This window comes from Cytobacillus sp. NJ13 (assembly GCA_030348385.1).
In the GTDB taxonomy this organism is placed as follows: Bacteria; Bacillota; Bacilli; order Bacillales; family Cytobacillaceae; genus Cytobacillus.
In genome coordinates this window covers 122,766-149,635 of sequence record JAUCFP010000006.1, presented here as the reverse complement: position 1 = coordinate 149,635, position 26,870 = coordinate 122,766, and the positions used below count along the sequence as shown (strand labels likewise).

Annotated in this window: 28 protein-coding genes and 2 pseudogenes; 7 read left to right on the top strand and 23 right to left on the bottom strand. The window is 41.1% G+C overall.

Annotated features, from left to right (window positions below):
* Window positions 1–24: 24 nt before the first annotated feature.
* Window positions 25–924, top strand: coding sequence for a LysR family transcriptional regulator (locus QUF73_00790; GenBank protein MDM5224741.1), 900 nt, complete (start codon window positions 25–27; stop codon window positions 922–924).
* 120 nt (window positions 925–1,044) lie between these two features.
* Window positions 1,045–1,254, top strand: coding sequence for a methionine aminopeptidase (locus QUF73_00785; GenBank protein ID MDM5224740.1), 210 nt, complete (start codon window positions 1,045–1,047; stop codon window positions 1,252–1,254).
* 53 nt (window positions 1,255–1,307) lie between these two features.
* On the opposite strand, the gene QUF73_00780 is transcribed toward QUF73_00785, so the two are convergent.
* Together QUF73_00780 and QUF73_00775 are read right to left on the bottom strand one after the other, a co-directional pair.
* Complete coding sequence (locus tag QUF73_00780) at window positions 1,308–2,486, bottom strand: M20 family metallopeptidase (protein MDM5224739.1); 1,179 nt, start codon at window positions 2,484–2,486, stop codon at window positions 1,308–1,310.
* A 97-nt stretch (window positions 2,487–2,583) separates the two neighbouring features.
* Window positions 2,584–3,099 (bottom strand): YbaK/EbsC family protein, encoded by a 516-nt coding sequence (locus tag QUF73_00775; GenBank protein MDM5224738.1) that lies wholly within the window; start codon window positions 3,097–3,099, stop codon window positions 2,584–2,586.
* Between the two features lie 201 nt (window positions 3,100–3,300).
* On the opposite strand from QUF73_00775, the gene QUF73_00770 reads away from it, so the two are divergent.
* Window positions 3,301–4,413, top strand: coding sequence for an aromatic acid exporter family protein (locus QUF73_00770; GenBank protein ID MDM5224737.1), 1,113 nt, complete (start codon window positions 3,301–3,303; stop codon window positions 4,411–4,413).
* A gap of 39 nt (window positions 4,414–4,452) precedes the next feature.
* On the opposite strand, the gene QUF73_00765 is transcribed toward QUF73_00770, so the two are convergent.
* From QUF73_00765 to QUF73_00750, 4 genes are all read right to left on the bottom strand, one after another.
* Window positions 4,453–5,514: an SDR family NAD(P)-dependent oxidoreductase gene (locus QUF73_00765; protein MDM5224736.1), complete on the bottom strand. Its 1,062-nt coding sequence runs from the start codon at window positions 5,512–5,514 to the stop codon at window positions 4,453–4,455.
* Window positions 5,515–5,660: 146 nt separating this feature from the next.
* A complete protein-coding gene (locus QUF73_00760; protein ID MDM5224735.1) occupies window positions 5,661–6,428 on the bottom strand; it encodes a hypothetical protein in 768 nt (255 codons plus the stop codon).
* A 139-nt stretch (window positions 6,429–6,567) separates the two neighbouring features.
* Window positions 6,568–8,079 (bottom strand): helix-turn-helix domain-containing protein, encoded by a 1,512-nt coding sequence (locus QUF73_00755; protein ID MDM5224734.1) that lies wholly within the window; start codon window positions 8,077–8,079, stop codon window positions 6,568–6,570.
* Window positions 8,080–8,233: 154 nt separating this feature from the next.
* On the bottom strand, window positions 8,234–8,914 hold the full coding sequence (locus QUF73_00750) for a response regulator transcription factor (GenBank protein MDM5224733.1): 681 nt from the start codon (window positions 8,912–8,914) through the stop codon (window positions 8,234–8,236).
* 199 nt (window positions 8,915–9,113) lie between these two features.
* Here QUF73_00750 and QUF73_00745 point away from each other — a divergent pair, with 199 nt between their 5' ends.
* Window positions 9,114–11,162: a molybdopterin oxidoreductase family protein gene (locus tag QUF73_00745; protein ID MDM5224732.1), complete on the top strand. Its 2,049-nt coding sequence runs from the start codon at window positions 9,114–9,116 to the stop codon at window positions 11,160–11,162.
* Window positions 11,163–11,192: 30 nt separating this feature from the next.
* Here QUF73_00745 and QUF73_00740 read toward each other — a convergent pair whose 3' ends face one another.
* Window positions 11,193–11,726, bottom strand: coding sequence for a topology modulation protein (locus QUF73_00740; protein MDM5224731.1), 534 nt, complete (start codon window positions 11,724–11,726; stop codon window positions 11,193–11,195).
* Between the two features lie 125 nt (window positions 11,727–11,851).
* Here QUF73_00740 and QUF73_00735 point away from each other — a divergent pair.
* Window positions 11,852–12,871 (top strand): annotated as a pseudogene (locus QUF73_00735) (DUF3231 family protein).
* Window positions 12,872–12,911: 40 nt separating this feature from the next.
* On the opposite strand, the gene QUF73_00730 reads toward QUF73_00735, so the two are convergent.
* The gene (locus QUF73_00730; GenBank protein ID MDM5224730.1) at window positions 12,912–13,412 is read right to left on the bottom strand and encodes an NUDIX domain-containing protein; all 501 of its coding nucleotides are present in this window, start codon (window positions 13,410–13,412) and stop codon (window positions 12,912–12,914) included.
* A gap of 148 nt (window positions 13,413–13,560) precedes the next feature.
* Here QUF73_00730 and QUF73_00725 point away from each other — a divergent pair, with 148 nt between their 5' ends.
* Entirely contained in the window at window positions 13,561–14,427 is an 867-nt protein-coding gene (locus QUF73_00725) for a YitT family protein (protein ID MDM5224729.1), read from the top strand.
* A gap of 44 nt (window positions 14,428–14,471) precedes the next feature.
* Here the strand turns inward: QUF73_00725 and zupT are convergent, their stop codons facing one another.
* The 8 genes and pseudogenes from zupT to QUF73_00685 form a co-directional block, all read right to left on the bottom strand.
* A complete protein-coding gene (gene zupT / locus QUF73_00720; GenBank protein ID MDM5224728.1) occupies window positions 14,472–15,281 on the bottom strand; it encodes a zinc transporter ZupT in 810 nt (269 codons plus the stop codon).
* Between the two features lie 259 nt (window positions 15,282–15,540).
* A pseudogene (locus QUF73_00715) lies at window positions 15,541–16,134 on the bottom strand (glycosyltransferase family 2 protein).
* A 61-nt stretch (window positions 16,135–16,195) separates the two neighbouring features.
* On the bottom strand, window positions 16,196–16,615 hold the full coding sequence (locus tag QUF73_00710; protein ID MDM5224727.1) for a DUF1801 domain-containing protein: 420 nt from the start codon (window positions 16,613–16,615) through the stop codon (window positions 16,196–16,198).
* 120 nt (window positions 16,616–16,735) lie between these two features.
* Complete coding sequence (locus QUF73_00705) at window positions 16,736–17,581, bottom strand: pirin family protein (protein ID MDM5224726.1); 846 nt, start codon at window positions 17,579–17,581, stop codon at window positions 16,736–16,738.
* A 61-nt stretch (window positions 17,582–17,642) separates the two neighbouring features.
* Window positions 17,643–18,254: an NAD(P)H:quinone oxidoreductase gene (gene wrbA / locus QUF73_00700; protein ID MDM5224725.1), complete on the bottom strand. Its 612-nt coding sequence runs from the start codon at window positions 18,252–18,254 to the stop codon at window positions 17,643–17,645.
* 111 nt (window positions 18,255–18,365) lie between these two features.
* Window positions 18,366–18,968, bottom strand: coding sequence for an alpha/beta hydrolase (locus QUF73_00695; protein ID MDM5224724.1), 603 nt, complete (start codon window positions 18,966–18,968; stop codon window positions 18,366–18,368).
* A gap of 20 nt (window positions 18,969–18,988) precedes the next feature.
* Window positions 18,989–19,927 (bottom strand): ring-cleaving dioxygenase, encoded by a 939-nt coding sequence (locus QUF73_00690; protein MDM5224723.1) that lies wholly within the window; start codon window positions 19,925–19,927, stop codon window positions 18,989–18,991.
* A 94-nt stretch (window positions 19,928–20,021) separates the two neighbouring features.
* The gene (locus QUF73_00685) at window positions 20,022–20,450 is read right to left on the bottom strand and encodes a MarR family transcriptional regulator (protein ID MDM5224722.1); all 429 of its coding nucleotides are present in this window, start codon (window positions 20,448–20,450) and stop codon (window positions 20,022–20,024) included.
* A gap of 223 nt (window positions 20,451–20,673) precedes the next feature.
* On the opposite strand from QUF73_00685, the gene QUF73_00680 reads away from it, so the two are divergent.
* On the top strand, window positions 20,674–21,873 hold the full coding sequence (locus QUF73_00680) for an iron-containing alcohol dehydrogenase (protein ID MDM5224721.1): 1,200 nt from the start codon (window positions 20,674–20,676) through the stop codon (window positions 21,871–21,873).
* A 33-nt stretch (window positions 21,874–21,906) separates the two neighbouring features.
* Here the strand turns inward: QUF73_00680 and modB are convergent, their stop codons facing one another.
* The 7 genes from modB to QUF73_00645 form a co-directional block, all read right to left on the bottom strand.
* A complete protein-coding gene (gene modB, locus QUF73_00675; protein ID MDM5224720.1) occupies window positions 21,907–22,575 on the bottom strand; it encodes a molybdate ABC transporter permease subunit in 669 nt (222 codons plus the stop codon).
* Complete coding sequence (locus QUF73_00670; GenBank protein ID MDM5224719.1) at window positions 22,572–22,709, bottom strand: hypothetical protein; 138 nt, start codon at window positions 22,707–22,709, stop codon at window positions 22,572–22,574. The genes modB and QUF73_00670 overlap by 4 nt, the downstream gene beginning before the upstream one ends.
* Window positions 22,710–22,793: 84 nt before the next feature.
* A complete protein-coding gene (locus QUF73_00665; GenBank protein MDM5224718.1) occupies window positions 22,794–23,321 on the bottom strand; it encodes a GNAT family N-acetyltransferase in 528 nt (175 codons plus the stop codon).
* Between the two features lie 160 nt (window positions 23,322–23,481).
* A complete protein-coding gene (gene corA, locus QUF73_00660) occupies window positions 23,482–24,438 on the bottom strand; it encodes a magnesium/cobalt transporter CorA (protein MDM5224717.1) in 957 nt (318 codons plus the stop codon).
* 162 nt (window positions 24,439–24,600) lie between these two features.
* The gene (locus QUF73_00655; GenBank protein MDM5224716.1) at window positions 24,601–25,410 is read right to left on the bottom strand and encodes a GNAT family N-acetyltransferase; all 810 of its coding nucleotides are present in this window, start codon (window positions 25,408–25,410) and stop codon (window positions 24,601–24,603) included.
* Between the two features lie 138 nt (window positions 25,411–25,548).
* Window positions 25,549–26,226, bottom strand: a complete 678-nt coding sequence (locus QUF73_00650) for an NAD(P)H-dependent oxidoreductase (protein MDM5224715.1) — start codon at window positions 26,224–26,226, stop codon at window positions 25,549–25,551.
* 104 nt (window positions 26,227–26,330) lie between these two features.
* Complete coding sequence (locus tag QUF73_00645) at window positions 26,331–26,801, bottom strand: GNAT family N-acetyltransferase (protein ID MDM5224714.1); 471 nt, start codon at window positions 26,799–26,801, stop codon at window positions 26,331–26,333.
* Window positions 26,802–26,870: the final 69 nt, after the last annotated feature.

Here is a 26,870-nt window from a genome sequence, read left to right as displayed (position 1 = left end):
ACTAATTATAGAAAGGGTGATATTTTGTACTATGATGCGTTAAAAACATTCGTCACATTGGCTGAAGTGAAAAACTTTACGAAGACGGCCGAGCTTCTTCTTATGTCACAGCCCAGTGTCAGCCTGCATATTAAAAACCTGGAAAAGGAATTTCAGACCAAACTATTTCAACGCTCTCCAAAATACTTGAAAATTACGCCCAGCGGTGAAATATTATATGACCGGGCCAAGCAGATGATTACCATTTACGAGCAAACCAGGCAGGAAATTTTAGAGCAGCAAAACACCATTAAAGGAGATCTGAAAATTGCGGCCAGTTTCACTATAGGGGAATACATCCTGCCTCCCCTGCTGCTTGATTTGCAGAATCAGTATCCTGAGCTAAATCTCCAGGTGACCATTGCCAATACGGAGGAAGTTGTTCAGTCAACCCGTTCCCATCATGTGGATATAGGGCTAATTGAGGGCCAGACAAATGAAAGAGAGCTTATCGTGACTCCCTTCTTAGAGGATGAATTATTTATTGTGACTTCCAACCAGCATCCATTGGTACAAAAAGAAGAAGCAACAATTGCTGACCTTCAAGATCAGGCATGGATTATGAGGGAAAACGGGTCAGGGACACGTGAGTATTTTAACCATGTAGTCAGATCAAATGGTCTTAAAGTGAAATCACTTTTAACGATCAGCAGCAACCAGGGGATAAAAGAAACACTCATCAACGGGCTGGGAATAAGCATTCTTTCTGGAAGCGTCGTCGAAAGGGACGTTAATCAAAATAACCTGTCTATAATCAAAGTGAAAAATCAGGAATTCAAACGCACTCTTTCCTATGTTCTTTCGCCCATTATGCAGGAAAAAAAGAATGTCAGCATTTTTATCGAAGCACTCGGCGAAAAATGGAAGAACCCTAAGGGAAAATAGCCATTTTTGAACAAGCTTTTTTTCACACTAGTCCCACTTTATTCATATATTAAAGTAGCGAATTGTATAAAATCTGCCCATTTTATTCAAAATAAGGAAAAAATGGCTGAGGTGAAAAAGATGGGATTATTGAATGCCTTTAATGAATGGCGCGAAAGCAGATATCAAAATCATGTCAATCGCATGAAGGAAGAAAATAAGTGTCCGGACTGTTACGGCAGGGGTTTTTCACTCTATCCGGGGAATGAGTTCGCTTATCATGCAAACCAATTTGACTGCCAGGGCTGCAATGGAACCGGACTGTATTCAGAATGGGATAGTTTATCATAATATAATGGCCATGATCCTCATACTTCTTATGGATCATGGCCTTATTTTGGATTTTAAGCTAATGCCTTGTTTGACTCGAATTCTTCTTTAATCTGTTTTAGAAGCTCCTGATTGGTTAACACTTCATACCCCGTAAGTGCCATTGCCTTGGCCCCAAGGATCATGGCTTCTCTAGCCTGCTCACTCATAGCAGCTTCTCGGAATTCATGTGTGTGGCAAGCATATGCCTCATTGCAGATTTTAATATAAGGATGGATGGAAGGTGCCGCCTGGCTGACATTCCCCATGTCAAGAGAACCTGACCCGTCCTTCTGTTCCAGAATTTCCTCCTCATTCACACCAAGGGAAATCAGTTCTTTATTGAATGCTTCTGATAAGGGGCTGTTCGTAACCATATCATCATAAGAGAACTCATAAAATGACCACTTCATTTCGGCACCAGTCTGCAGAGCTGCCCCTTCTGCACATTTCTTGACCTTTTCTACAAGTTCATTCACATACTCACGTTTGGCTGCACGAACATAAAATTGGGCAACCGCATAGTCCGGAACCACGTTTGCAGCTTTGCCCCCTTCCGTTATAATTCCATGGATTCTGGCATCAGGTTTAATATGCTGGCGCAGAGCGTTTATGCTGCTAAACGTTTGCAGGACAGCGTCCAAAGCATTTATTCCCAAATGCGGGCTGGCAGCTGCATGTGCCGATTTTCCAAAAAATTCAAATTGTATAGCATCCATTGCCAGTGATGTCCCGCTCTTCACATAATTGTCAAGGGGATGTACCATGATCGCTGCATCCAAAACATCAAAAATACCAGCTTCGGCCATGGTCACCTTACCGCCCTTCGTCTCCTCTGCCGGCGTGCCAAAGACAATAACCTTTCCTCCAGTTTCATGAATCACTTTACTTAGTCCTATTCCTGCAGCAATCCCCATCGTGCCGATTAGATTATGACCGCATGCATGCCCTACTTCAGGCAATGCATCGTATTCAGACATATATCCAATCACAGGACCTTCTTTTCCGCTGTCATAAGTTGCCGTAAAGGCAGTCGGTAAACCGCATGTGCCGATTTCTAGAGAAAAACCATGCTTTTCAAGCTCCTCTGTCAATACTTTGCATGCCTTGTACTCTTCATGTCCCAGTTCGGGATTCTCGCCGATATAAGTGCTTATTCTATTAAAGTCATCCTGAAGTTCATCAATTTGTTTAACAATCAGATTCTTTCCCATGAATTATCTGCTCTCCTAATCTGTAAATCTATATATTTATTCATCAATAATTATAATAATACAACACTATTTTGATTTCAGCACGAAAATATGACTTCTATTTCGTTATTTTTTCCAGTGGCCGCTCAATGATCAGCGCATCTTCCCAGTCCTTGCACACATCCACCCAGGCTTTTGCATCTGAATATGTATTAATTTCAGCAGGTGTCAGTTCAATGGCGGAATTGCTGCTTCCGCATGCAGGGAAAAGGGTCTCGAATCTTTTCATAGATTCATCCAGATATACATCCAGGTCATTCTTCAGTCCAAATGGACAAACTCCTCCTACGGCATGGCCGGTCTGTTCGAGAACTTCCTCCGCTGAAAGCATCCGGGCTTTGAAACCGAACGTTTTCCGGAACTTCTTGTTATCAATTTTGGCATCGCCTGCTGCCACCACAAGAATTGCTTCATCCCCATCACTCCTGAAGGATAGAGTCTTGGCAATTTGTGCAGGGCAGACACCGATTGTTTCAGCAGCCTGTTCCACTGTTGCGCTTAAAGAATCAAACTCCATTACATCTTGTTCCCGATCCCATTTTTTAAAATGGGCTTTCACACTTTCAATTGACATTCAAACTCACCCTTCCCCTAAGTCCGTAAAATCTTATATATATTCAATATTTATACTTTATAGTTGTCTATTTTAACATACTATCAGATCATGTCACCGGGATAATTTCTTTTTATCAGAAGATTCACATTTGCTCTTATTGGTTTCTTGCACTAATATAAATTTATATTTTGAAACCACAGATTTAAAGAAGGATTATGTATGAAACAGACTTTTCCATATAAATTTATAGGAGGAAGAATCGCCAAAACCGGACTGGCTGTTTTTATAACAGCTTTTATTTGCCATATGCTGGATTGGCCAGCCATGTTTGCTGTGATTACGGCCATCGTTACGATTGAGCCCACTGTTGCAGACTCCATTCGGAAAGCATATGTCAGGTTTCCGGCGGCAGCCATTGGTGCGGGATTTGCTGTATTATTTACGTTCATTTTCGGGGACAGCCCGTATAGTTATGCTTCCGTATCACTTGCGACAATCATTGTCTGCCATAAGCTGAAGCTTCATGATGGAATGCTGGTGGCTACATTGACGGGTGTCGCTATGATTTCAACGGTACAGGACCATTATTTGTCCTCTTTTTTCATTCGATTGGGGACTACCACTACCGGAATTGTCGTTTCCACAGCTGTTAACTTTTTTGTCATGCCGCCCAATTACTCCAAATCAATCATAAAAAATATACATGCCCTTTACAGACGATCCGGTGACACTTTACATAAAAGAGGCCTTGAAATTTTCAATTCACAGGGATCTGACGGCACTGTCCGTTCTGATTTTCAAAGACTTATTAAAGATATCGATAAAACGGAAACTTTATGCCATTATCAAAAAGCTGAATACAGGTATCACCGATTTAGCCGCGAAGATATGCGCGACTTTCATTATGAATATAAAAAACTGACTATATTAAGGCAGATTACCTATCACGTGGGAAACTTGATCTTTTTGCCGACTGGCCTGCCGGAGCTGGAGGAAGACAGGAAAAAGGCTGCCGCAGCTGTTCTTGAGGATATAAAAAACAGCCTATATGACCCGTGCTTTCTTATTACAGAAAGACATCATAAAAAAATCAGCGAAGTAACACAGTGGTTTATTGAGCAAAAACAGCTGAACCCTGCGGGCGGTTTAAAACCGCGCACACACCACCATGTCCAGCCTGAAACAGCCATTCTATATGAGATTCTCTCTATCCAAGACTTAATTGAGGAATTGAATCAAATTCAGACTATGGAAATTAAGCACCGGAAGCTTTTAAAGGCCCCCCTTGAAGCAGGTGCCCATAAAAAGCGGGGAGCAGGCATGAATGAATAAATGAAGACCGGGAATTCAAATCCCCGGTCTTTTCTTTCGTCAGGAAGGTATACTCGCTTTATCGAGCAAATATCCTGCTATTATTCTTGTTAATACATCTCGGTCCATCTTCAGCATGGGAACCCCTGCATCTGCAAGCAGCTTTTCCGTATTGTCTGATGGAAAATCAATGGTCCGCTGGAAATAACTGTGGAAAATGCTCATTGAATTATGAAATGCCTTTTCCTCACTTGTCATTTCTGCAGAGGATCTAGGGACATACATCTCCAATTGCGGAAAATCCAGCACCTCTTTTACTATTTCATATACATCTGATTGCAGAGGCGGATTAGAGTTTGTAATATTGTATATCCCGCCATTTTCGGCATGAATCAAGGCGGCATTCAGTGTATCGATAACATAATTCACAGGCACAAAATTCTGGGCAACTTCAGGATCCAGGTAGATTCTGCAGCTTTGGCCGTCTTGTCTTCGCTTGGCCCGTTTTTTTAAGATCTTAATGCCTTTTAGAAATCCATATAAACCGAAGTTTGTATCAGCTTCACCTGTTCTGGAATCACCGATGATAATACCGGGACGGAGAATAACAATATCAAGTTTATCCCGGAATGTATATACGAGGTGTTCTGCCTCGCATTTGGAAGCTTCATAGGGATTTACAAAACGCCTGTCCGAAGAGTAAAGAGCCTCCGCCCCCAAAATCTCTGTCCCAACCGTATAGGCGGTACTGATATATAAAACTTTTGAACAATTTATTTCCAAAGAAAAATTCAGAACATTTTCTGTTCCTCCCACATTCACTTTAAAAGTCTTATCCCGATCCTTTTCATCAAATGATAGAAGTGCTGCACTATGGTATAAGGCATCTATCTTTCCATTTAAAGAATTCACAAGTTCTCTATTTAATCCAAGATGCTCTTCTGTAACATCGCCTTCCAATATATGAATCTGTCTGGAAAAATCGCTTCCTTCGCCTTGCATGAAGGCATCCAGCCGCTTTCTGCTTCTGACTAATAAATAAAGTTCATGCCCCTGTTCCAAAAGCTTTAATGAAAGCTTTTTCCCTAAAAAACCGTTTGCACCTGTAATTAGTATATTCAAAGAAGAATCGCAACCTTTCTATCTAACATCCCTGTAAAAACTTTAGCGGGAAATGCATTTAAAAGCAATGGAAATACATTCACCCTGAATCGGTTCTGCATGTTCATAAATTACAGAAGCGCCTGGTTTTTCCCCAGGCGCCTTTTTTAGGATAAGTATTTTTGTTTTCTCTCATTCTTTTCATCCCTGTCGCAGACTCCCTGAAAAGGACAGGCTGGACACTCATTCAAATTGTACAAATCCGAGAACTGCTTTGTGTCTTCAAGAAGCGTCTTCATCATCTGCAGATAGTTTAATCCCGCTTCAAGGCTATCTTTATTGGGAATGAAAACATGCCTTTCACCATCCATTAATGTCACGACCTCAATTCTGGCCGGCCTTATTCCAAATACCTTTTCTGAAAAAACCACTGTTAAATGACAATAAAGCTCAAGCATTTGCTCGTCAGCATCCACCAGGAATTTCTTTACTATAAAAGAATCCTGCTGCCATTCCGCGACATCGAAAGTTAAAGAAAGATCTACATTCAGCTCTTTTAGTTTCATTTTAAACCTTTCATACAAAAACAGCGGCTGAGCAATTTCAGATTCACTGCTTAAGTTTCTCATTAATCCATCTGTTACGGCTGCAGCAGCCATATAATATTGGAGGCGGGTATCAAACATGCGCAGCTCCAGCCTGCCCCAATATTGATCGATCAGCATTATAACATTTGCAGGGGTCCGATGGCTTTGCGGCAGCTGAAAATAGGATGAAACGACTTTATTGATAATATGCTGAATGGCCTGACGCCAGCCAAGAGGATGTTTTTTCTTTTCAATATGTGTGTAATAAAATTTATAAGGACACCGGATAAAGTCCGTTAGATTCTGGTCAGTCATTGTGCGGACGGATACTTGAGGGTTTTTGATCAACTCCTCGCCTCCTTAAAATCAAAACTATGTATGAATGAAAACAATTATCATCTATCTTTATTTTAATTGATAATGATTATCAAAATCAATATGTTTTAAAAAATAAATAAAAAAACACCTCCAGCTTGAAGGCGTCTCCTTATGTGTATGGCTCATCCTGCTTTTCATAGGGATAGATAATCTCTTTATCCAGGTCCATTTGCTTTAGAAAATGATCATGTATGAATTGCCTGATTTCCATAAGCTCTGAACCTGTCGGAAATGCAGAAATATTTATGGCTGGCAGGTCCCCTATCAGCTTCGATAAATTCAAATCGGTTGAAATGACCAGATCAAACTCTTCATATTCCGAAATTAAATCGGTGCTTGATGAATCCAGCGTTGATATAGTAAGCCGTTTGCCAAAATGATATTTTAGCACTTCCCTAATATAATCTTTTTCATAATATGTCCGGCACACAAGCGCAGCCTGTATAACATGCCTATTCCTCCTTCGCAGAATAGCAGCCTGGAGAAGTGTAAAGATTTCAAGAACATCCAGCTTTTTAAAGATAAGGGGCACTTTAGAGAATGTTTTGAATCCCAGGTCCTCTATCGTTTTGAAAAGTGGATTAGTCTCATAATATGGCAGGTATTGTATCATTGAGCTATGGAGTGTTTCGGTATTAAATTCTTTTTCAAGATATATTCTCTTAAATGTCTGGTAAATGTGAAATAAAAAGATATCATCATCTGTTAAGTTGAAGCCAGCTATATTCGAAAGGTTTTCTAAGTAGACAGAAAAAGGATGTTCCCTTTCGCCTATCCTCCTCCTGCGCAGATAATGCAGATGCTGCGATCTATTCGTCGGCCTTTCCTCACTCATTAAATAAATGGCAAAGAAAAGTATTTCCTGGAGCTGTGTTTCCCTGGATGGAACTTTGGCTTTAGCCATATAATGCACTAAGTCTTTAGCCGCCAGGAAAAATTTACTTTCCTTATACGCATCCACCAAAGTTTGTGGAAATGAAACAAAATAACCCATAGACATACGCAAATATGAAATATATAAGATCATTTTGAGGCGTTGAATGGCTCCTGTCCGGAGAGTCATCGAATAGCTCGAGGTCAGCTCAAGCAATGCCGACTGAAAATCCCCGAAATGCAGCCAATCCTTCTCAGGATCCGGTTTATAGCTCATTAAATCTAAATATTGCATGATAAAACGCCTGATATTTCTTTCATCTCCCACTACTTTGAATGGACTCGAAGTTAATGTAAGCTGTGATTCCTTTAAAACCTCCTGAAGCTTTTCAATGTGGCGGTATGCGGTTGAACGGCTTATATGCACCTCATTGGATATCTGAGAAATGTCTATTCCATCGCTTAATAAAATCAGCTTTAACGTATGGAAATAAGTATTCTTATCGCGAATTTCTCTCAAAATGCTTTCCAGAGTGCCGCTTTCAGGCTTTCTCAGCCTAACGCCAAAAGTCTCATGCTTTTCCAGCTTCCAATCTTCCGGCAGAATCGTCTCCAGGAATTCCAAATCACGCCATATCGTGCTTTTTGAAAAACCTGTTCGTTCTGCCAGTTGAGCTAAACTGATCCATTTATTTTCACTGAGCAAATGAAAGATTAAATCTGAGTAGCGTTTATAAAACCGGTTCATTTTATCACCTATCTTTTCAAGCTCTTCAAAGTTATCTTTTCTATTACCGTCTTTGCTTACTCATCCTTTTTACTGCTATCTCAACGTAAAAAAAGGCATGCTCAGGAGAACATGTCTTTAAAGTAAAGGGTGAATTTTGAATTACACATTGGTTCTAACCGATTCTGACCCAGCCCTTTTTGATGGCGAGAAGGACTGCCTGTGTCCGATCATGAACTTTTATCTTTTTCAAAATGCTGCTTACATGATTTTTAACCGTTTTATCGCTAATAAAAAGGGCTTTACTGATGCCAGCATTGCTATTCCCATCAGCAAGCAGCTGAAGCACCTCGCATTCGCGGCGAGTCAATATATGCAGAGGACGCTGATAGTTCTGACTTGACTCATGATTGCTGCCTGAATTTAATTCTGTAAGCCTTTTGTATTCCTTTATAATATTTTGCGTAACCTTGGGATCCAGATAACTGCCTCCACTGGCAACAATCCTGATCGCTTCGATTAGCCCTTTTGCACCAATATCTTTAAGCACGTATCCGGCTGCACCATTCTGGAGCACCCGTGTGACATAATTCTCATCATCATAAAAAGATAAAATAATGACTTTGCTTTTTGATTTGTTTTCATTCAGCTTATCCGTTGCTTTGATGCCATTCATATTAGGCATATCGATATCCATAATCATAACGTCAGGCTTATAATTCTTTTCAATTATGAGTGCATCACGGCCATCTTCCCCTTCAGCAACTACTTCAAGGTCCTCTTCCATTTCCAGTATCCGTTTGACCCCTTCTCTGAAGAGCTTATGATCATCTACAATCGCAATTTTTAGCGCCATTTCCCTGTTCACCTGCTCGGATGTATTCTGAACCAATAAAATCTACCAAACCTATTTTACAAAAGTTTTTTCAAAGAATAGTTTCAAATATGAGGTTTGGTGTTTCATTATAGAAATTTACTGGATACCTCCAGACGCACATCAAATAATCTGAATTTTATGTTATGATCGAAATACTATGTGGAAGGAGTATGTGGACATGAACTCTTACAGCAAAACCTTAAATGGTGTTTTCCCATCCGTTTGCTCCTTAGATTGCCCCGATCAATGCGGACTTCTCGTTCATAAAAAAGAAGGAAAAATCGTAAAAATTGAAGGAGATCCCAATCATCCCGTAACACAGGGGAATATATGCAATAAGGTCCGCAGCATGCCATCAAGGATCTATGATAAAAATCGCCTCAAATATCCAATGAAGCGTGCTGGCACCAAAGGTGATGGCCACTTTGAACGGATTGGGTGGAAAGAGGCGATAGACACGATCACCTCCCGATGGAAGGACCTAATTGTCAAGAATGGACCTGAAAGCATCCTGCCATATAGTTTTTACGGAAATATGGGCAGATTAAACGCAGAAGGAATGGACCGCCGTTTTTTCCATAAACTCGGAGCATCACACCTTGACAGGACGATTTGTCAATCTGCCGGTACAGCTGGATATACGTATACAATGGGCGGGAGCTTTGGAATAGACCCGGAGGATACCATCCATTCAAAGCTCATTATTCTATGGGGCATTAATGCAGTCAGCACGAACATGCATCAAATGATTCTCGCACAAAAAGCAAGAAAAAGTGGTGCGAAAATCGTTGTGATTGACGTCCATAAAAACCAGACTGGAAAAATGGCCGACTGGTTTATACCGATTACTCCCGGCACTGATGCTGCTCTGGCTCTTGGCATGATGCATGTCTTGTTTGACGAAAATATGGAAGATGAGAACTTTCTGAAAAAATATACGATTGGTCACCCGGAACTTCGTGAACATGTAAAGGATTATGATCCTGAAACAGTAGCCCGCATAACAGGGGTGCCGAAAGATGATATTTTGAAATTAGCCCGTATGTATGGAAAGACTTCCCCTGCTTTTATCCGGATCGGCAACGGGCCCCAGCATCACGACAATGGCGGAATGTGCATCCGCACCATTTCATGTCTTCCTGCAATTACAGGGCACTGGCTCTTAAAGGGCGGCGGTGCCATCAAGGGAAATTCCGGCTATCTTGCTTTTAATACTGGAGCCCTCCAAAGGCCTGACCTCCTGCACAAAAAGGATACACGCATCATTAATATGAACCGGATCGGTTCTGCACTGCTTGAACTGGAAGAACCGATTAAATCTATGTACGTATATGGAACCAACCCTGCTGTTGTTGCACCGGAAGGAAATAAGGTCCGTCAAGGGCTGCAGAGGGAGGACTTGTTCCTTGTTGTCCATGATCTGTTCTTAACCGAAACGGCCAAGTATGCTGATATTGTACTGCCGGCGGCTTCTTCATTTGAGAATACGGACATCTATTCATCCTATTGGCACCACTACATGCAAATTCAGGAGCCAGTTATAGAGCCATACGGGGAGTCAAAATCTAATGTCGAAGTGTTTCGGCTTCTTGCAGAAGGAATGGGCTTTCATGAGGCTGCATTTAAAGAAACAGAAGAAGAAATGATTGATGCCGCATTAGATTTTCCAGCTAACCCCTTAATTGAGGAAATCAATGCTGAATCCCTGAAGAAAAACAAGTTTATCAAAGCGAGGGTAAAACCGCTTTTCCCTGGCAGGCTGCCCACGCCAAGCGGAAAAATAGAATTATACTCGCAGAGAATGAAAGATGGTGGATATCCTCCTCTGCCGACATACATACCGCTGAAGGAAGAAAATAATTTCCCTTTTCTGTTTGTGCCTGCACCGAACCATAACTTTTTGAATTCAACTTTTTCCAATAATACAAAACATGCTGCGCTGGAGAAGGAACCGCGTCTTCACATAAACACAAGGGATGCTTTAAATGCTGAAATTAATAATGGTGACTGGGTTCGTATCTGGAATGAACGAGGAGAATGCAACCTCAAAGCGGCTGTTGGAGACCTTGTTCTTCCTGGTACAGTTGTTTCACAGGGAATATGGGCAGACGCCCCAGGAACAAAACATCTGGTCAATTCGCTGACTCCGGACCGGCTTTCCGATATGGGCGGCGGTGCCGTGTTCTTTTCAGGCCGGGTAAATATTTCGAAAATCAGTAAAGAATAACCCCTGCAAAAATGCAGGGGTTTTTGTATTCTATGAAGCATTGTTAGTCTTAATATCAAAATCTTCTATGTATGAATCAATATCCGATTTATTTTTCAATACTATAACTTTTTTACCTTCTGCTGCAAATCTGTCAAGCCGTTCAGCCATTTTCTTTTTGCGGGGTCCGTAAGTTGTCAGAATGAATTCAATAAATTTCCAGTCCATTTTCTCTTTGCACCCGGCTGCCATATCAGGCCGGGTTTTACCAAGATTGGTCAGCCACCTCTTCAATACCCTATACAGGCAGAGATACAGGGGAAGTTCCAGATATATGACCGTATCACACGCAGCTGACCTGATTTCAAAAGTATTGCTGTAATTGCCTTCAATAATCCACTGCTGTTTTTTCACAAGTTCACGCTGGGCATCCGAAAATTCCTGAAGTCCGCTTTCCACCCATCCGGGCTTCCAGAAAACAGCATCCAGATGATGTACCTCAATGCCTGTTTTTTCACCCAATTTTCTGGCAAAGGTTGATTTTCCTGCGCCTGCTGAAATCCCAATCACCATAATTCTTTTCAAATAATCAGACTCCTTTCCAAAGCTGATTCATGACTCTTTATCCAGTCTTTACGAAATAGAATAAGAACCACATTAAAGGAAAAAATATCAATCATAGTTACTAATCGTACGATGGAGGCAATCCAATGCAGAAGAATAAGACACGGCTCACAGCAGCTGAAATTGCATCTTTGTGGACTTCCTATATGAATGACAGCATGGCTAAGTGCATTTTAGGGTTTATGCTTAAAGATCTGAAGGACAAAGAAATTAAGGGAGCAGTCCAATACGCATATGATTTGAGCGCAACCCATTTAAAAAAACTTGTCAGGTTTTTTCAGCAGAGTGAGCTGCCGGTGCCAAATGGTTTTTCTGATAACGATGTCATTATGTCTGCCCCATGGCTCTTTTCTGATATATTCTGCTTAACGTATATAAACCATATGGCTCGGACAGGTCTAATTTCTTATGCCGGCTTTCTCTCCATGAGTTCAAGGGAAGATATATGTGAATATTTTACAAATGGGCTTCAAGAAACTTCCGTTCTATATAATAAGTCAACCCGTATTGCCCTTACCAAAGGCCTGCTGGCAAGGCACCCTTCTATTGAAACGCCCCCTGTGACTGAATATATAGACAGCAAGAGTTATTAAAGCGGGCTGAATCCTTTGTCCAATAAAAGACCATTAAATGCAATAGAAATATCACATCTGTATATGAATGTCATGACCAATGCCATGGGGGTAAACTTAAGCCTCAGTTTTGCTCAGACCTCACCAGTAAAAGAGGTTTCAGATTTTATGCTCAGAGGTGCAGAAATAGCCAATAAACATATTAAAATCTTTACAGATATTCTGCTGCAAAATGATATTCCAACCCCCCGTCTGCCTGATGTCAGTGTCAGCAATTCGGTTACACAGACTTTTTCAGATAAGCTGATTATGTTCCATATGAGTCTAATCAGTGCAGCGGGAACCGGAAATTATGCAACAGCAGCAGCTGCCAGCCAGCGCAGTGATCTGGCAATGAATTATGAACGCTTGTCCATTGAAATTGCCAAATATGCCAAAACTGGAGCAGACATTATGATTAAACATCATTGGATGGAAAAGCCGCCCGGCACAAAAGACCGAAAAAAACTGGCACAGAATAAAAACGGTTCATAATGGAAAAAGGAGCAGCCCTGCTCTTTTTCCTTATGGTTCATCATAAGAAGGATCTCCTTTTTATTGCGGAGTTTAATGCCTCAGCAAGTGTTTCATGCCATCCCTCGGAAAGATCAGCTATTTGCAGAGGATCGACCAGCATCCTTTCTGATGACTCATAAAGGGCTTTAAAGTCGAACATTCTTTCTATGTCCATATGATAAAAAACCTGATAGCCTATTTGGGGATATGCGCTTCTTTCAGTCCACAGCAGATTCTCGCTATGGTCAACGATAATATATCCCACTTGTGTGCACTGCCCTACCACACAGCCTTCTTCCATGGCTTCTCTCTTAAAACATTGTTCGGGGCTTTCACCCTTTTCGATGTGTCCACCGGGAATATCCCACCCCCGGTTCTCCAAATTTACTAATAAAACCTTTCCTTCTAAAAAGCAAATCCCATGGGCGCTCGTAATATATTCACTCTCTGGAGGATATGCTGCCTCCTTCCAGGTTAATTTTATCCTTGCTCCGCCCCAATCCACGTAAGCAGCAGTCATATATCTACCTCGTTTTTTTTAATCCGCTTAATTACATTCAACACTTGTGGTTTTATTTCCTCTTTTGCAGCTGAGTGGTTCCTGCTTAAAAATTTTTCTTATAAAGTGCTATAATATGAAAGTATTAAAAAAAGAAGGGCTTGATTATATGGCAATGACAAAGAAAAAACGGGTGTTAAAAGAGATAAGACAGCTCATCATGATCACGATAGGTGCGGTGATTGCAGCGGCAGGACTTGAGTTTTTTCTCGTTCCCAATAATATTCTCGATGGCGGGGTTATCGGTCTTTCCATTATCGCTGCTGAACTGACCGGGATGACCATGAGTATATTCCTGATTGTTTTAAACCTGCCATTTCTCTATATTGGCTTCCGTAAAATAGGAATGAAATTTACGATACATACGTTATACGGTGTTATTGTTTTATCTGCCAGTACCGCTTACCTGCATCATTTTGAGCCGGTAACCAATGATTTATTTTTAGCGACAGTCATTGGAGCTGTTATTCTCGGTACAGGGGTCGGCCTTGTGATCAGAACTGGCGGAGCTTTGGATGGATCAGAAATCATCGCCATCCTGGTCAGCAAGAAGCGACCAGTGTCTGTCGGCCAATTTATTATGATTGTCAACGTATTTATATTTATTCTTGCGGCCTTCCTCGTTTTCAGCTGGGAAACTGCCATGTACTCCATTATTACCTACTATATTGCTTATAAAATGATTGATATCGTTGTGGAAGGTATGGAAGAGCTGAAGTCGGTTACGATCATTTCCGATATGCCTGAAGAAATCTCTGCAGAGCTTATGAAGCAATTGGGGCGGGGAATGACCTATATTCAGGGCCAGGGTGTTTTTACGGGGGAGCCGAAAAAAATCATTTATACCATCGTAACACGGATTGAATTATCTACGCTTCGTTCGATTGTGGAAGATATCGACCCGAATGCATTAGTGGCTATAGAAAATATTGCCGATGTCAGCGGCAGCAACTTTGACAAAGGCACAGCTCATTAATGAAGAAAGCAGCCTCCTGCACAATAGGAGACTGCTTTTCTTTGTTATAAAAACAGCAGCAAACTGAGCGCCATGACAGCCATTCCTGCCACTAGACCATAAATGGAGGTATGGGCTTCATCATACTTCTTGGCAGCCGGCAATAATTCATCGAGAGAAATGAACACCATTATTCCGGCAACTGCGGCAAAAATGACACCAAACATTACATCGTTTAAATATGGCATTAAAATCAAGTATGCCACAAATGCGCCAATTGGCTCTGACAGCCCTGATAAAAATGAGAGCTTAAAAGCCTTCTTCTTGCTCCCAGTGGCATAATAGACAGGAACTGAGACAGCAATCCCCTCTGGAATATTATGGATTGCGATAGCCGCCGCAATGGCGATTCCAAGCGATGGGTCCTGAAGCGCAGATGTAAAAGTTGCAATTCCTTCCGGGAAGTTATGAATCGCAATCGCCAAAGCGGCAAAGGTCCCCATTTTTAAGAGTGCCGGATCTTCGACGACCTTGCCTGCATCATTCATCTCTTCAACTGTTCTTACTTCATGCGGATTATCCTTTTTAGGAATAAACCGATCAATTAGTGCAATAAGGACTATTCCCCCAAAAAAACCTCCAACAGTTGCCCAGTTGCCGTTTACTTGACCTAAGGCTCCTACAAGTGCATCTTTAGCTTTTACAAAGATTTCAATCATGGAAACATAAATCATTACACCTGCGGAAAAGCCAAGTGCCAATGATAAAAACTTCGTATTCGTTCTAGAAGTAAAAAAAGCCATTAAACTGCCAATACCTGTCGCTAAGCCGGCAAACAATGTGAGACCTAATGCAAATAATACTTCCTGCGACATTTCACTCTCTCCTTTTTCACGGTTGCCAAAAAGTTTCTCCAGGGCAACTTTTGCCTTAAAAAAATATATATCTAGGATTACTAAAAGTATATGCGCCTATCTTAAAAAGTTTACTTTGGTAAACATTTTATCTCCAATGCAAACCAAAAGCAATAAAAAGAACTCTGCAATTCATTTTTCTTCAATATTATAAGAACGATTCAGGAAAATGTGCATTAAAAAAGCCAAAAAAACCTCCGCCATTTACCGCAGCGAAGGATCAATCCCAAACACGCTTTAACTTGAAAAGTTCCTGAAAGTACCCCCATACAGATATGGGCGACATAATCATCTGATAGAAAAGGATAAATGTAAAAAACCCTAATATATTTTTTCTTACTTTCAGATTCAGATTTTTAAAAACATAATGCTTTTGATACATATATAAAATACCGTAACTTAAAATGGTAAGCGGCAAGACAAACAAGGTCATCGGGCCAACTATCCAGAAATAACCGAAGAATGCCAGCATCAATCCGGGGATCCAGAAAAAAGTATACACCATGTCCAGATATAGCATAACCAGGTTTACGCCCGTTAAGTATTTTGTGTAAATTTGGGGCTGATTCCATGGTTTAATTTCATTCAAGCCCTCAATCATTCCCCTTGCCCACCTGGACCTTTGCTTTGCAAAGTGTGATAGATTGGAAGGAACATCCGTAAATGCTGCAGCCAGCGGCTCAAAATACACTTTCCATTCTTTCTGAAGAAGTCTCCATGTCAATACAATATCTTCTCCAATGGCATCGGGCCAGCCATTTACCTGGCGGACGGAATCTGTTTTGTACAAACTGAATGCCCCTTGAGCAACCAGCCGGATGAATCTTGCAATTCTGCCGCATGGGTTCGAGAATATTTATATGCTGGACTTCCTATTATTCCGGGTAAGTCTCCCTTAAAAAATCTATTGATTGAACAATTAATTCCTTTAGCACTTCTGCATCGATATCTGCAATCTTATTTATGTAAACACAAGCTTTTCCAGTTGTATGCTTCCCAAACCTTTCAAGCAATTCATCTCTTTTTTTATCCCCAGGTGCAAAATAAAGGCTAATTTTTGCCTTTCTTGGCGAAAAGCCAACAAGTGGTGCATCCCCTTCATGACCAGTTGCATATTTATAATGATACGAACCAAAGCCAATGATGCTTGGTCCCCACATTTTTGCCTGATAACCGGTCGTTTCTGTAAAGATATCCAGCAGCCTATATGCATCCTCCCTCTTTTTAGGGCTCTCAACTTTTTCTATAAATTCAATTACACTGTTATCGTTCTCTTTTGTTTTTACTTCGTACATAATAGCCCAGCTCCTTATTTGGATTTGATTAGTACTTCTCTAAAAACAGGTAATTTCCTTCTGAAAGCATACCTCAAAAACAATAAAGAGCAACCATATGATTGCTCCTCACCCATATTCTTATTTTAAAAAGGTTCCTTCCATATATTCCTTATAAGCGGTTCGCATTTCTTCTTCAGTGTTCATAACAAACGGTCCACGTGCAACAACTTTTTCTTTGACTGGCTCGCCTGCATATAGTAAAAAGCGCAAAGGCTCTTCGGCTTTAACGAAAATTTCGCTTTCTGCGTCCCCGCCATTTCCCAATTCAAGGACCTGGCCTTTTGCTGCATGTGCTTCATTTTCTCCAAAAGTCCCGCTGCCTTCTAAAATATAGATGAAGCCTTTGTAGCTTCCAGGCAAGTCTTGCGAGGCTGACGCGCCTTTTTTCATCCTTGCTTCAACCATCGTTACAGGCACATGATTTAAGGCAGGTGATACAACCCCCTTTGAAGAACCGGAGAAGACTTTAAAAATAACGCCCTCTTCCTCTCTGACAGGAACTTCACTGCCTTTAAGATTTTGATATCTTGGCGCTGTCATTTTCTTCCCGCTGGGAAGATTGATCCACAGCTGCAGCGAATGGGCCGTTATTCCTTCTGATGGCACTTCGTTATGAACGACCCCGCTGCCTGCTGTCATCCATTGAACATCTCCAGGCCCTAACACGCCTCCCTCACCGGAATGACTATCGAAATGCTCAATAGTCCCTTCAATGACATAAGTAACGGTTTCTATACCGCGATGGGGATGGACGTCAAACGCGCCTTTTTGAAATTTATCCTCCATCATCAGAAGGAATGGGTCAAACTTTTCCCAATTCCCTGGTTCTATCACAGGGCCTGCTGCATGAATCGGGCTATGCTCCTGCAGATTTACCTTCCTGATAGAAGCAATTTCCCGCTTAGTTATCTCCTCATTTTCCATATGCCATTTCTCCCCTTTACATGTAAAGGGAGCAATTGCAGAACAATTGCTCCCTCTATGATTATTGATTACCTTTTTTAACCCATCCGGCAACTGTGACAGTTCTTTTCGCCTGATGCTTAACAGCTTCCTTCACATCTTCGATCATTTTTCCATCCTGGTCAACCGTTACACTTGTTCCATATGGATTGCCGCCTGCTCCGAAGAGAACCGGATCTGTATAGCCAGGAGCAGCCACAATCGCACCCCAATGATACATGGTAGTATAAAGCGAAAGAATAGTTGCTTCCTGGCCGCCATGCGGATTTTGGGCTGATGTCATTGCGCTTACTGCCTTATTCGCAAGCTTTCCTTTCGCCCAAAGACCGCCAGTTGTATCAAGGAACTGCTTCATTTGGGAAGGCATATTGCCGAAACGGGTTGGTACGCTGAATATAATGGCATCTGCCCATTCAAGATCGTCCGGCTTAATTTCAGGCACATCCTTTGTCGCCTCGACAGTTGCTTTCCATGCAGGATTGCCTTCAATTGCTGATTGCGGCGCCAGTTCTGGAACCTTAAAAACTTTAACTTCCGCACCAGCTTCTTTGCCGCCTTCCTCCGCCCATTTAGATAATTGATAGTTTGTTCCGCCCATGCTGTAAAAAATGACTGCCAATTTTACATTTTCCATATTAATCGTCTCCTTTTTAGTTGAATTTCCAAATAACCTTGATAGGATACCCATGTCTGCACCGCCTATTCTTTCATTCTCTTCCCTTTTAATTCATTAGATTAACTATTTTTATATTTGTTTATACCAGCGGGCTGCAGCCTGAACCTCACCCATGGTTAATTGGTGACCAAAACTTTCCCAGTGAAGTTCGACCTTCGCTCCTGCACTTTCCAATAAAGACTGTAAATCAGTGGATTCTTCGGCAGGACATATCGGGTCATTGGTTCCTGCAGCGATAAATACTGATGTTCCGCCTAGATCTGGCAATTCAGCACCACGCCTTGGAACCATTGGATGGTGCAGAATCGCTGCTCTTAAGGAGTTTTCATGATGGAATAATAGGCTTCCTGCAATATTAGCTCCATTTGAATAGCCAATTGCCACAATGTTTTCACGCTCAAATTCGTACTTTTGTGCAGCTTCATCTAAAAAGCCGTTTAATTCTTTTGTGCGAAAAACAAGATCTTCTTCATCAAAGACACCTTCTGCGAGCCTGCGGAAAAATCTCGGCATGCCATTTTCCAGCACATTTCCGCGCACACTTAGAACAGAGGCCTCCGGATCAATATGCCCTGCAAGCGGAAGCAGGTCAGTCTCTGTACCTCCCGTTCCGTGAAGCAGCAATAATACAGGTCTAGAAGGATCTTTTCCTTTTTGAAAAATATGTTTCATAGTATCTTCCCCTCTTCGTTTTAATCCAGTTCCCTAACTTCAAAAGGGATTAATTTCCGCTCGATGCGATTTCTCATATCCTCATATTGTTCAGGAAGCATCAGCTTCTCTCCCATTTTCCCAGGTGATTCATCATGCGCAAATCCAGGAGGGTCGGTTGCAATCTCAAAAAGAATTTCCCCTTGCTCCCGAAAATAAATGGCATTAAAATAATTCCGGTCTCTGACTGGCGTGACGCCATAGCCATTTGACCTCACATATTCCTGCCACTCCAATTGATCCTCGTCATCTTCTGCCCGCCAGGCGATATGATGGACAGTGCCGACACCCATCTGGCCGCGCTTGCCGGAAATCTTTTTCAGGTCTATGACATTGCCGATTTGGGCTGAGGATTGGAACCGGATCATTTCTCCTTCTTCTCCAATGCGTTCAAGGCCCATTACCTTTTCAAGCAGATGTGCCGTTTGTTCAGGCTGGGATGAATAAAGAGTCGCCCCAGCAAAACCCTTTATTGCAACATCAGGAGTGATGCCTCCAAAAGACCATGTATTAGGCTCTCCCTCATCTCTTTCTACCATTTCTAATACGAGGCCATGCGGATCAAGAAGCTTTATTGATTCTTCTCCGAATCTTTTTTCTATTGTGTAAGAAATTTTGAGTTCCTTAAATCTGTCTTGCCAAAATCCAAGGGCACCCTTGGGAATGGCATAGGAAGTGACCCCAACCTGGCCATCCCCTATTACTCCATGGAAGGCATTTGCCCATGGAAAGAAAGTAATAATTGTCCCCGGCTTTCCTTCTCCATTGCCAAAGTACAGATGATAAGTGCCGGGGTCGTCAAAATTCACGGTCTGCTTGACCATTCTCAAACCTAGTACTCCTGCATAGAAATCGACATTCTCCTGCGGATGGCCGACGATGGCAGTGATATGATGGATCCCACTAGTTTTTCTGCCCACTTTTTACACCTCTTCCTATTTAATGTAACCTAAATTCAGCCAATAAAACTCATTACAATTCAAATATTTTTATTTCAAGATATTAAACCAGGATTTAAATCTCTGTTCGTCTTTTCACTTTTTGAAGTAAATTTATTAAATGATCCAGCTCAGCTGAATTCAATTCTTCAAAAAAAGAGTTCACCCATTGCTGGTGTTTTGGCATAATCTCTTCCAATAACTTATTGCCTTTGTCAGTTAAACCAATATGAATCGCCCGGCGGTCATTCGGACATGCGATCCGTTTGGCATATCCCTTTTCCACAAGCTTATCAATCACATAAGTCATCGAGCCGCTCGTAATTAATATCCTCTTACCAATTTCGTGTATCGTTTGCATATCTTTGTGGTATAGAGCTTCCAGCACTGCAAATTCGGTCATGCTAAGACTATAATTGGTGATACTGTCCTTAATGCATTCATGGATGGACTTGGATGTCTGCATGAGAATCAGGAATGCCGGGTTAGGGCACGACCTTTTCATATTATCACCTGCCAATACCTCGAATTAATTTATCTTGATTTCGAGATAATTATAAATTACTTCTTTGATTGTGTCAATCTTCCGGATTGAAGAACTCTTTCTTCATTCTGCAGCGAAAACGCACTGAACATTTTATTTCATTAGGCATATTGACTTCTTCTTTAACATAAAGGTATATATGAATTGCAATATTAGAATTTTTCAATAAATTAGAGGTGAGGGGATGTATAATGCATACTGCCGAATGTATCAAAAAATCTTCAAGCTGGCATCGCCTTTTCTGCCATGGCGGGAACCGGAATTATTAGAAGGTGCAAATAGCCTGGACAAACTTCCTGACGTTATTAAAGATAAAAACATCAGCAGAATTCTGATTGTAACTGACAGCGGCATCAGTGCTCTTGGCCTAATGAATGAGTTGCTGTCAAATTTACAGAAAAAGAACATTGAATTTTTTATATATGATAAAACCATTCCAAATCCGACAATTACTAATATTGAAGAAGGACTGGAAGTTTATAAAAAGAATAATTGCCAGGGGATTATTGCTTTTGGCGGAGGTTCTCCGATGGATTGCGCCAAAGGAGTTGGTGCAAGAGTTGCGAGGCCAGAGAAAAGCATTTCACAATTGAAAGGCCAATTTAAGGTTAGAAAAGAGCTCCCTCCCATTTATGCAGTCCCGACCACAGCAGGTACTGGAAGTGAAGCCACTGTTGCAGCGGTCATTACCGACACCAAATCACATGAAAAATATGCGATCATTGATTTGAACCTAATCCCGCATTATGCAGTTCTTGACCCGTTGATTACATTAAAAATGCCTCCTCATATAACAGCTGCAACCGGTATGGATGCATTAACCCATGCCATCGAAGCCTACATTGGCAGAAGCAATACAGCAGAGACTAGAAAATTCAGCATGGATGCAGTCCGGCTAATTTATGATAATCTTTATGAAACATACCAGAATGGTGAAAACCTGACGGCAAGAGCCAATATGCAAAAAGCTGCCTATCTCGCAGGACTGGCTTTCACCAGGGCCTATGTTGGCAATGTTCATGCTATTGCCCATACGCTCGGAGGTTTTTATTCAGTCCCTCACGGTTTGGCAAATGCCGTCATCCTTCCATATGTCCTGGAGCATTATGGAGAGGCAGTGTGGAATCCTTTGGCTGAGCTGGCAGTGGCCGCTGGTATCGGCGATGCAGCAGATTCGGCTGAAGAAAATGCAAAGAACTTTATCCTCAGCATAAAATCCCTTAACAGTAAAATGGGGATTCCGCCAAAAGTGAGTGGAATTCAAGACAGTGACATTCCACTCATGGCTGAACGTGCCTTAATGGAAGCCAATCCCCTGTATCCTGTTCCGAAAATCTTCAGCAGAGATGATATGTTTAGACTGTACCAGCTGATAAAAGATTAAGAGGCAGATTGCACTTGACTGCAATCTGCCTTTCTAAAATCGTTTCTTTATAAAATTCATAAACACAAGCATGGAAGTTGATATCAGCAATATAATTATAACCCACATCCACGCAAGTTCCATATCCCCTGAATCCATAGCAACGTAGATCGCGGTGGGAAGTGTTTGTGTCTTTCCGGGAATATTGCCTGCAAACATTAATGTGGCCCCAAATTCTCCTATTGCCCTTGCAAAGCTTAATATTGCTCCTGTCATGATGGCTTTAGAAGCCAGCGGCATCGTTACATACAGAAAAACCTTTAAATCAGATGCACCATCGACTCTTGAGGCGTCTTCAATCTCATTGTCAATGGATTCAAAACCTGCCCTGGCAGATTGATACATCAGAGGAAAGGCTACAACGGCCGCTGCAATAACAGCAGCCCACCACGAGAAAATGACTGGCCCGTTAAACAGCCATTCAAACCCTCGGCCGACAAAAGATTGCTTTCCGAAAACCACAATCAGCAGAAATCCTACAACGGAAGGCGGAAGGACCAATGGTAAAAGCAGTAAAGTATCAATAATTGCCTGGCCTTTAAATGTCCGATTTGCCATCAGTTTTGCAGCAAAAACCCCTATCACTAAAACAGCGAGAAGCGATATAGAGGCAATTTCTAATGAGAGTTTAACCGGTGACCAAAAGTATTCGGATTGAATCATTTCAGCTGGTTAGAAAAACCGTATTGCTCCATTTTAGACATACCTTGTTCGGATTGCATAAATCCGCAGAAAAGCTGTGCCGACTCCCGGTTTTTACTCTCATTTAAAACTCCCAGCGGATAGAAATTAATCATATAAACTCCTTTGTAAATAGAAATACATCTGTTAAATATAATATACCTTATCATTATAAATGAAAAATTAAGAGCAGCATTCTATTAACTTGGATTTTTTGTGTCAAAAGTGATGTTTAGATTTTTATAGTAAATCACTGTAGCCTCCAGTTGGCCTTGGGCAGACTGAGCGAAGCCTGGTATGATGCCTGCTTTAACATATCCTGCTGATTGATAAAGGATATTGGAAACATCACCTTCTCTAGTGTCAAGCACTAGAAGGCTTCGGCCATCCTGCTTCGCTTTATCTTCTGCCGCTTTTAATAGCAAGCGTCCCAGACCCTTTCTGCGGATGGAGGGGTCTGTCATTAATTTTGCAATTTCCGCACGATGGCTTCCATTTTCTTTCTGAGATAAATGGAGCTGGATTGTTCCAGCAGCTTTCCCATCCATTACAGCTAAAAATAAAACCACATCATCGTTTTTTAATAAATTTCCCCAATACTCCTCTGCATCTACATGTTCAAGCGGGGGCAGAAACCCTATTGACGCTCCCTCATTTACCACCTTAATCAATAGTTTAGACAGGTCTTCCTTATATGCTTCAATCGATTTAACCTCGAAAATATCCATTCCCGTTCACCCGTTTCTTTAATTTATCAAACAAATTCCCTTCTTAGCGAATCTAATACATTAACATTCAATATAAGTAAAAGTTCTCCTCCCTTCCTCAAAACAAAATTCCAATAAAAAAGCTCTGCCAATAATTTCAGGCAAAGCTTTCATTATTCTTTTACCGAAACCAGCCCTTCTTCTTAAACCACCAAAACATGCCTAAGGCAATAATAAACATTAAAAACAGCGTTTCAAAGTATCCATATTTCCATGTTAATTCCGGCATGTTTTCAAAATTCATTCCGTAAACGCCCGCTATGAAGGTTAATGGCATAAAAATGGTGGTTATCACGGTAAGGACTCTCATCACCCGGTTTGTCTGATGGGAGTTGATCGATAAATAACTGTCACGGATATCGGTCGTCAATTCCCTGTTTCCATCAATCATTTCAGTCAATTTCAATAAGTGGTCATGAATATCAGCAAAGTATTCGTATCTTTCCTTTACCCCTTTAAGTCTATGGGAATTAATTACACGGTATATTAAATCCCGCATCGGAATGACAGTATATCTTATCTGCAATAAATGATGGCGGATATCAAATAATTTCTCCAATAATTCTTCCATAGTTTCATCATTTGGATTATCTTCAATGAGACTCAAACGATCTTCCAGCTGATAAACGATGGGAAAATAATTATCCACTATTTTATCAATGATATGGTACATGACCAGATAGGGGTCCCATTTATTAATTTTCTTACTTAGGCTCAGCCTTTCCCAAACATCATTCATTTCTTTGGAGAGTTCATGGTGGTACGATACTATGTAATTTGAACCAATAAAAAAGTTGATTTCCTGCTTTTCTTCGTTAATAGGATTCAAGCTATGGGTGACAAAAAAGCTGTAGTCTTCATAATAATCCATTTTGGGGCGCTGGAGTTTGACAACACAATCCTCTATTGCCAGGGGATGAAAATGAAAAGTCTTGTCGAGTTCAGCTGTTTCCTCTTCGGTTGGCTGATCAAAATCAACCCAAAACCACTTATAACTTTCCCACTCTGCTTTCAGCGTCTCAAATGTAAGATCTTTCTGCAGTTCATTTTTTTTATTAACAGCTTGTATTCTAATCATGATTGTCTCCTAGTCTTTCCATTCTGTAACCGTATTTTTTCCACTTTTGATAACGATATCCTAGTGAGGACTCTTCCACTGGGATATTTATTGTTTACCTCTTCACCTTGCTTTGTTAAACTAGAAAATACTTTGGTGATTAAAGTCAAATCATGTATGGTTTTATTCCCTTATCCAGATTGCTTTTGTATATCCAATTTTCAAACCTGCTTTTTCCATATTATTCTGACTTGCTGAACCAAACCTTGCCTGACCTGTCACCAGCTCGCAATTATTTGTAATCGCCTGATAAATGCGGGCTTGAATAAGTGCGCTGTGTACTCCCCTGTTTCTGAATGAAGGCAAAACAGCAGCAGCCGCAAGATTTGCTACCCCTTCTTCCATAAAAATGGCACCTATTCCAGCTGGTTCATTGTTTACAAATGCGAGGTAAAAAACCCAGTTTTTATTGTCATAAAGCACCTTATTATTTTCAGCTATACCCTGGCTAAGGAATCCAGGCATGCCAAATCCTTTTGTATACACCTCACCGAAAAGACCAAAATCCTTTCTTTGCATCCTGCGTATATCAATACCAGCATGAATGGGAAAGTCCATAAGATCTGAAGGCTCCGCAAACAAAGTGGTATGGAAATCACATTGATAAAATCCTTTTTGATGAAGCATCTTCAGTAAATCTGATGATCCGTTTGATGGTGTGATCTCCAATCGAATTGGGATTCCTTTTCCCAGGTAAAAATCGACTATTTGATCCAGTACTTCGGCATCAGCTTCGTTAAATCCTTTTACAAGATTGAAGGATGGACCCGGAATATTCCTGGCATAAAAAGCAGTTGTCTGGCCAATTCTTTCGATTTCCACGCCCATTGGGTTTCCATCCCGATTTTTAATAGCCGTCAATTTGGAGTGCAGCACATCTGTCTCTGCCTGGTCCAGCCTCTCAGCTAAGTCACTTTTCATCACTAGATTCATAGATTACACCTCATTTATTAAAAAGTAAGCCAGAATATAAGAAAAATAACCAGCCACCATCTTTCAAAAGTATTGTTCTCTCTTTGAGCTGAATTTTCCTTTAAAAAACTAAAAAGGAAAAGAGTCAAAGCTCTTTTCCTAATCAATCCACTTTACAATATCATCGAATGGTCTGCGTGTTTTCGGCCTTGGGTCTTTCACTCTGTACCCAAAAGCACACATTACCGACAGCCCGAAGCTTCCTTCTTCAAGTAAACCTTCCTCATCCAGCAGCTTATTCATTTTTGCAATGTCAAAACCTTCAATTGGGCAGGAATCTATGCCAATTTGTGCAGCAGCGGTCATCATATTCCCAAGTGCGATGTAGCTTTGCTTGCAGGCCCAATCAAAGAGAGGGCGGTCTCCTTCCAGAAGATCAAAATCGGACTTCTGGAATTCCTCAATCCGCTGCAAATATTTTTCCATCATTTCTTCCGGCATCCCCAGGGTATTTCTGAAATGATCCTGCAGATACTGGGAATCATATTTAGTATCTTTTTTCGTTCTTGCCAGAATTAAAACAAAATGGCTTGCTTCAGGCAATTTACCGAATGCTCCCCAGGAGGCATTCTTAATTTTCTCACGGAGCTCCTGGTTCTGAACAACCACAAAACGCCATGGTTCAAAACCAAATGAACTTGGTGACAGACGGCCTGTCTCCAATATAAATCGAAAATCTTCTTCGGGGATTTCTTTATTTCGATCAAATTCCTTTGTCGCATGCCTGAATTGATAAGCATTCAGAATGTCTTCCTTTAAAGTTTCCTTTTCACGCAAACCCAAACACTCCTTTTCTGACTGATCTAATTTTAACGTAACACATTAAAGCATAACATTCATGAAATCAGCTTTAAGTTTGCCCTTTTCCCTGCCGTTCCTAATTATTTGGGACACTTTAATGGTAAATCCATAGACAGTCTGATCATATCCCGGCAATGAATTCCATTTTCAAGGATATCTTCTTTGTAATGCCGCACAAAAAAATCTCTATCGACCCCAGTGATTCTAAAACCGCATTTTTGGTAAAGAGCCAGCTGCCCGATACTGGAATTCCCCGTACCAATTTCAAGGGTCTTATTTCCACCTTGAAAAGCAAGCTCTATTGCATGCTGAAGAAGTTTTCTGCCTATGCCCTCTCCCTGAAATTTTTCACTAACGGCAATATTAACAATCTCACAGGTTCCTGGCCTTGTGGCAAGAAGGATAAAAGCGCCGACTGCTGCTCCGTTTAGTTCAGCAATATATGTTTCCCCTCGATTTACATAATCCTCAATAAATTCAACTGAAGGATCTGCCAATAAAAGCAGATTTATAGGAGGGGGCTCTGAATGATCAATTTTTCGTATCTTCACTACGTCCTCCTTTTTATGTCAAGGCTTGCAAAATAATCTTTGAAAATACTTTCTATCTGTTCTTTCGGC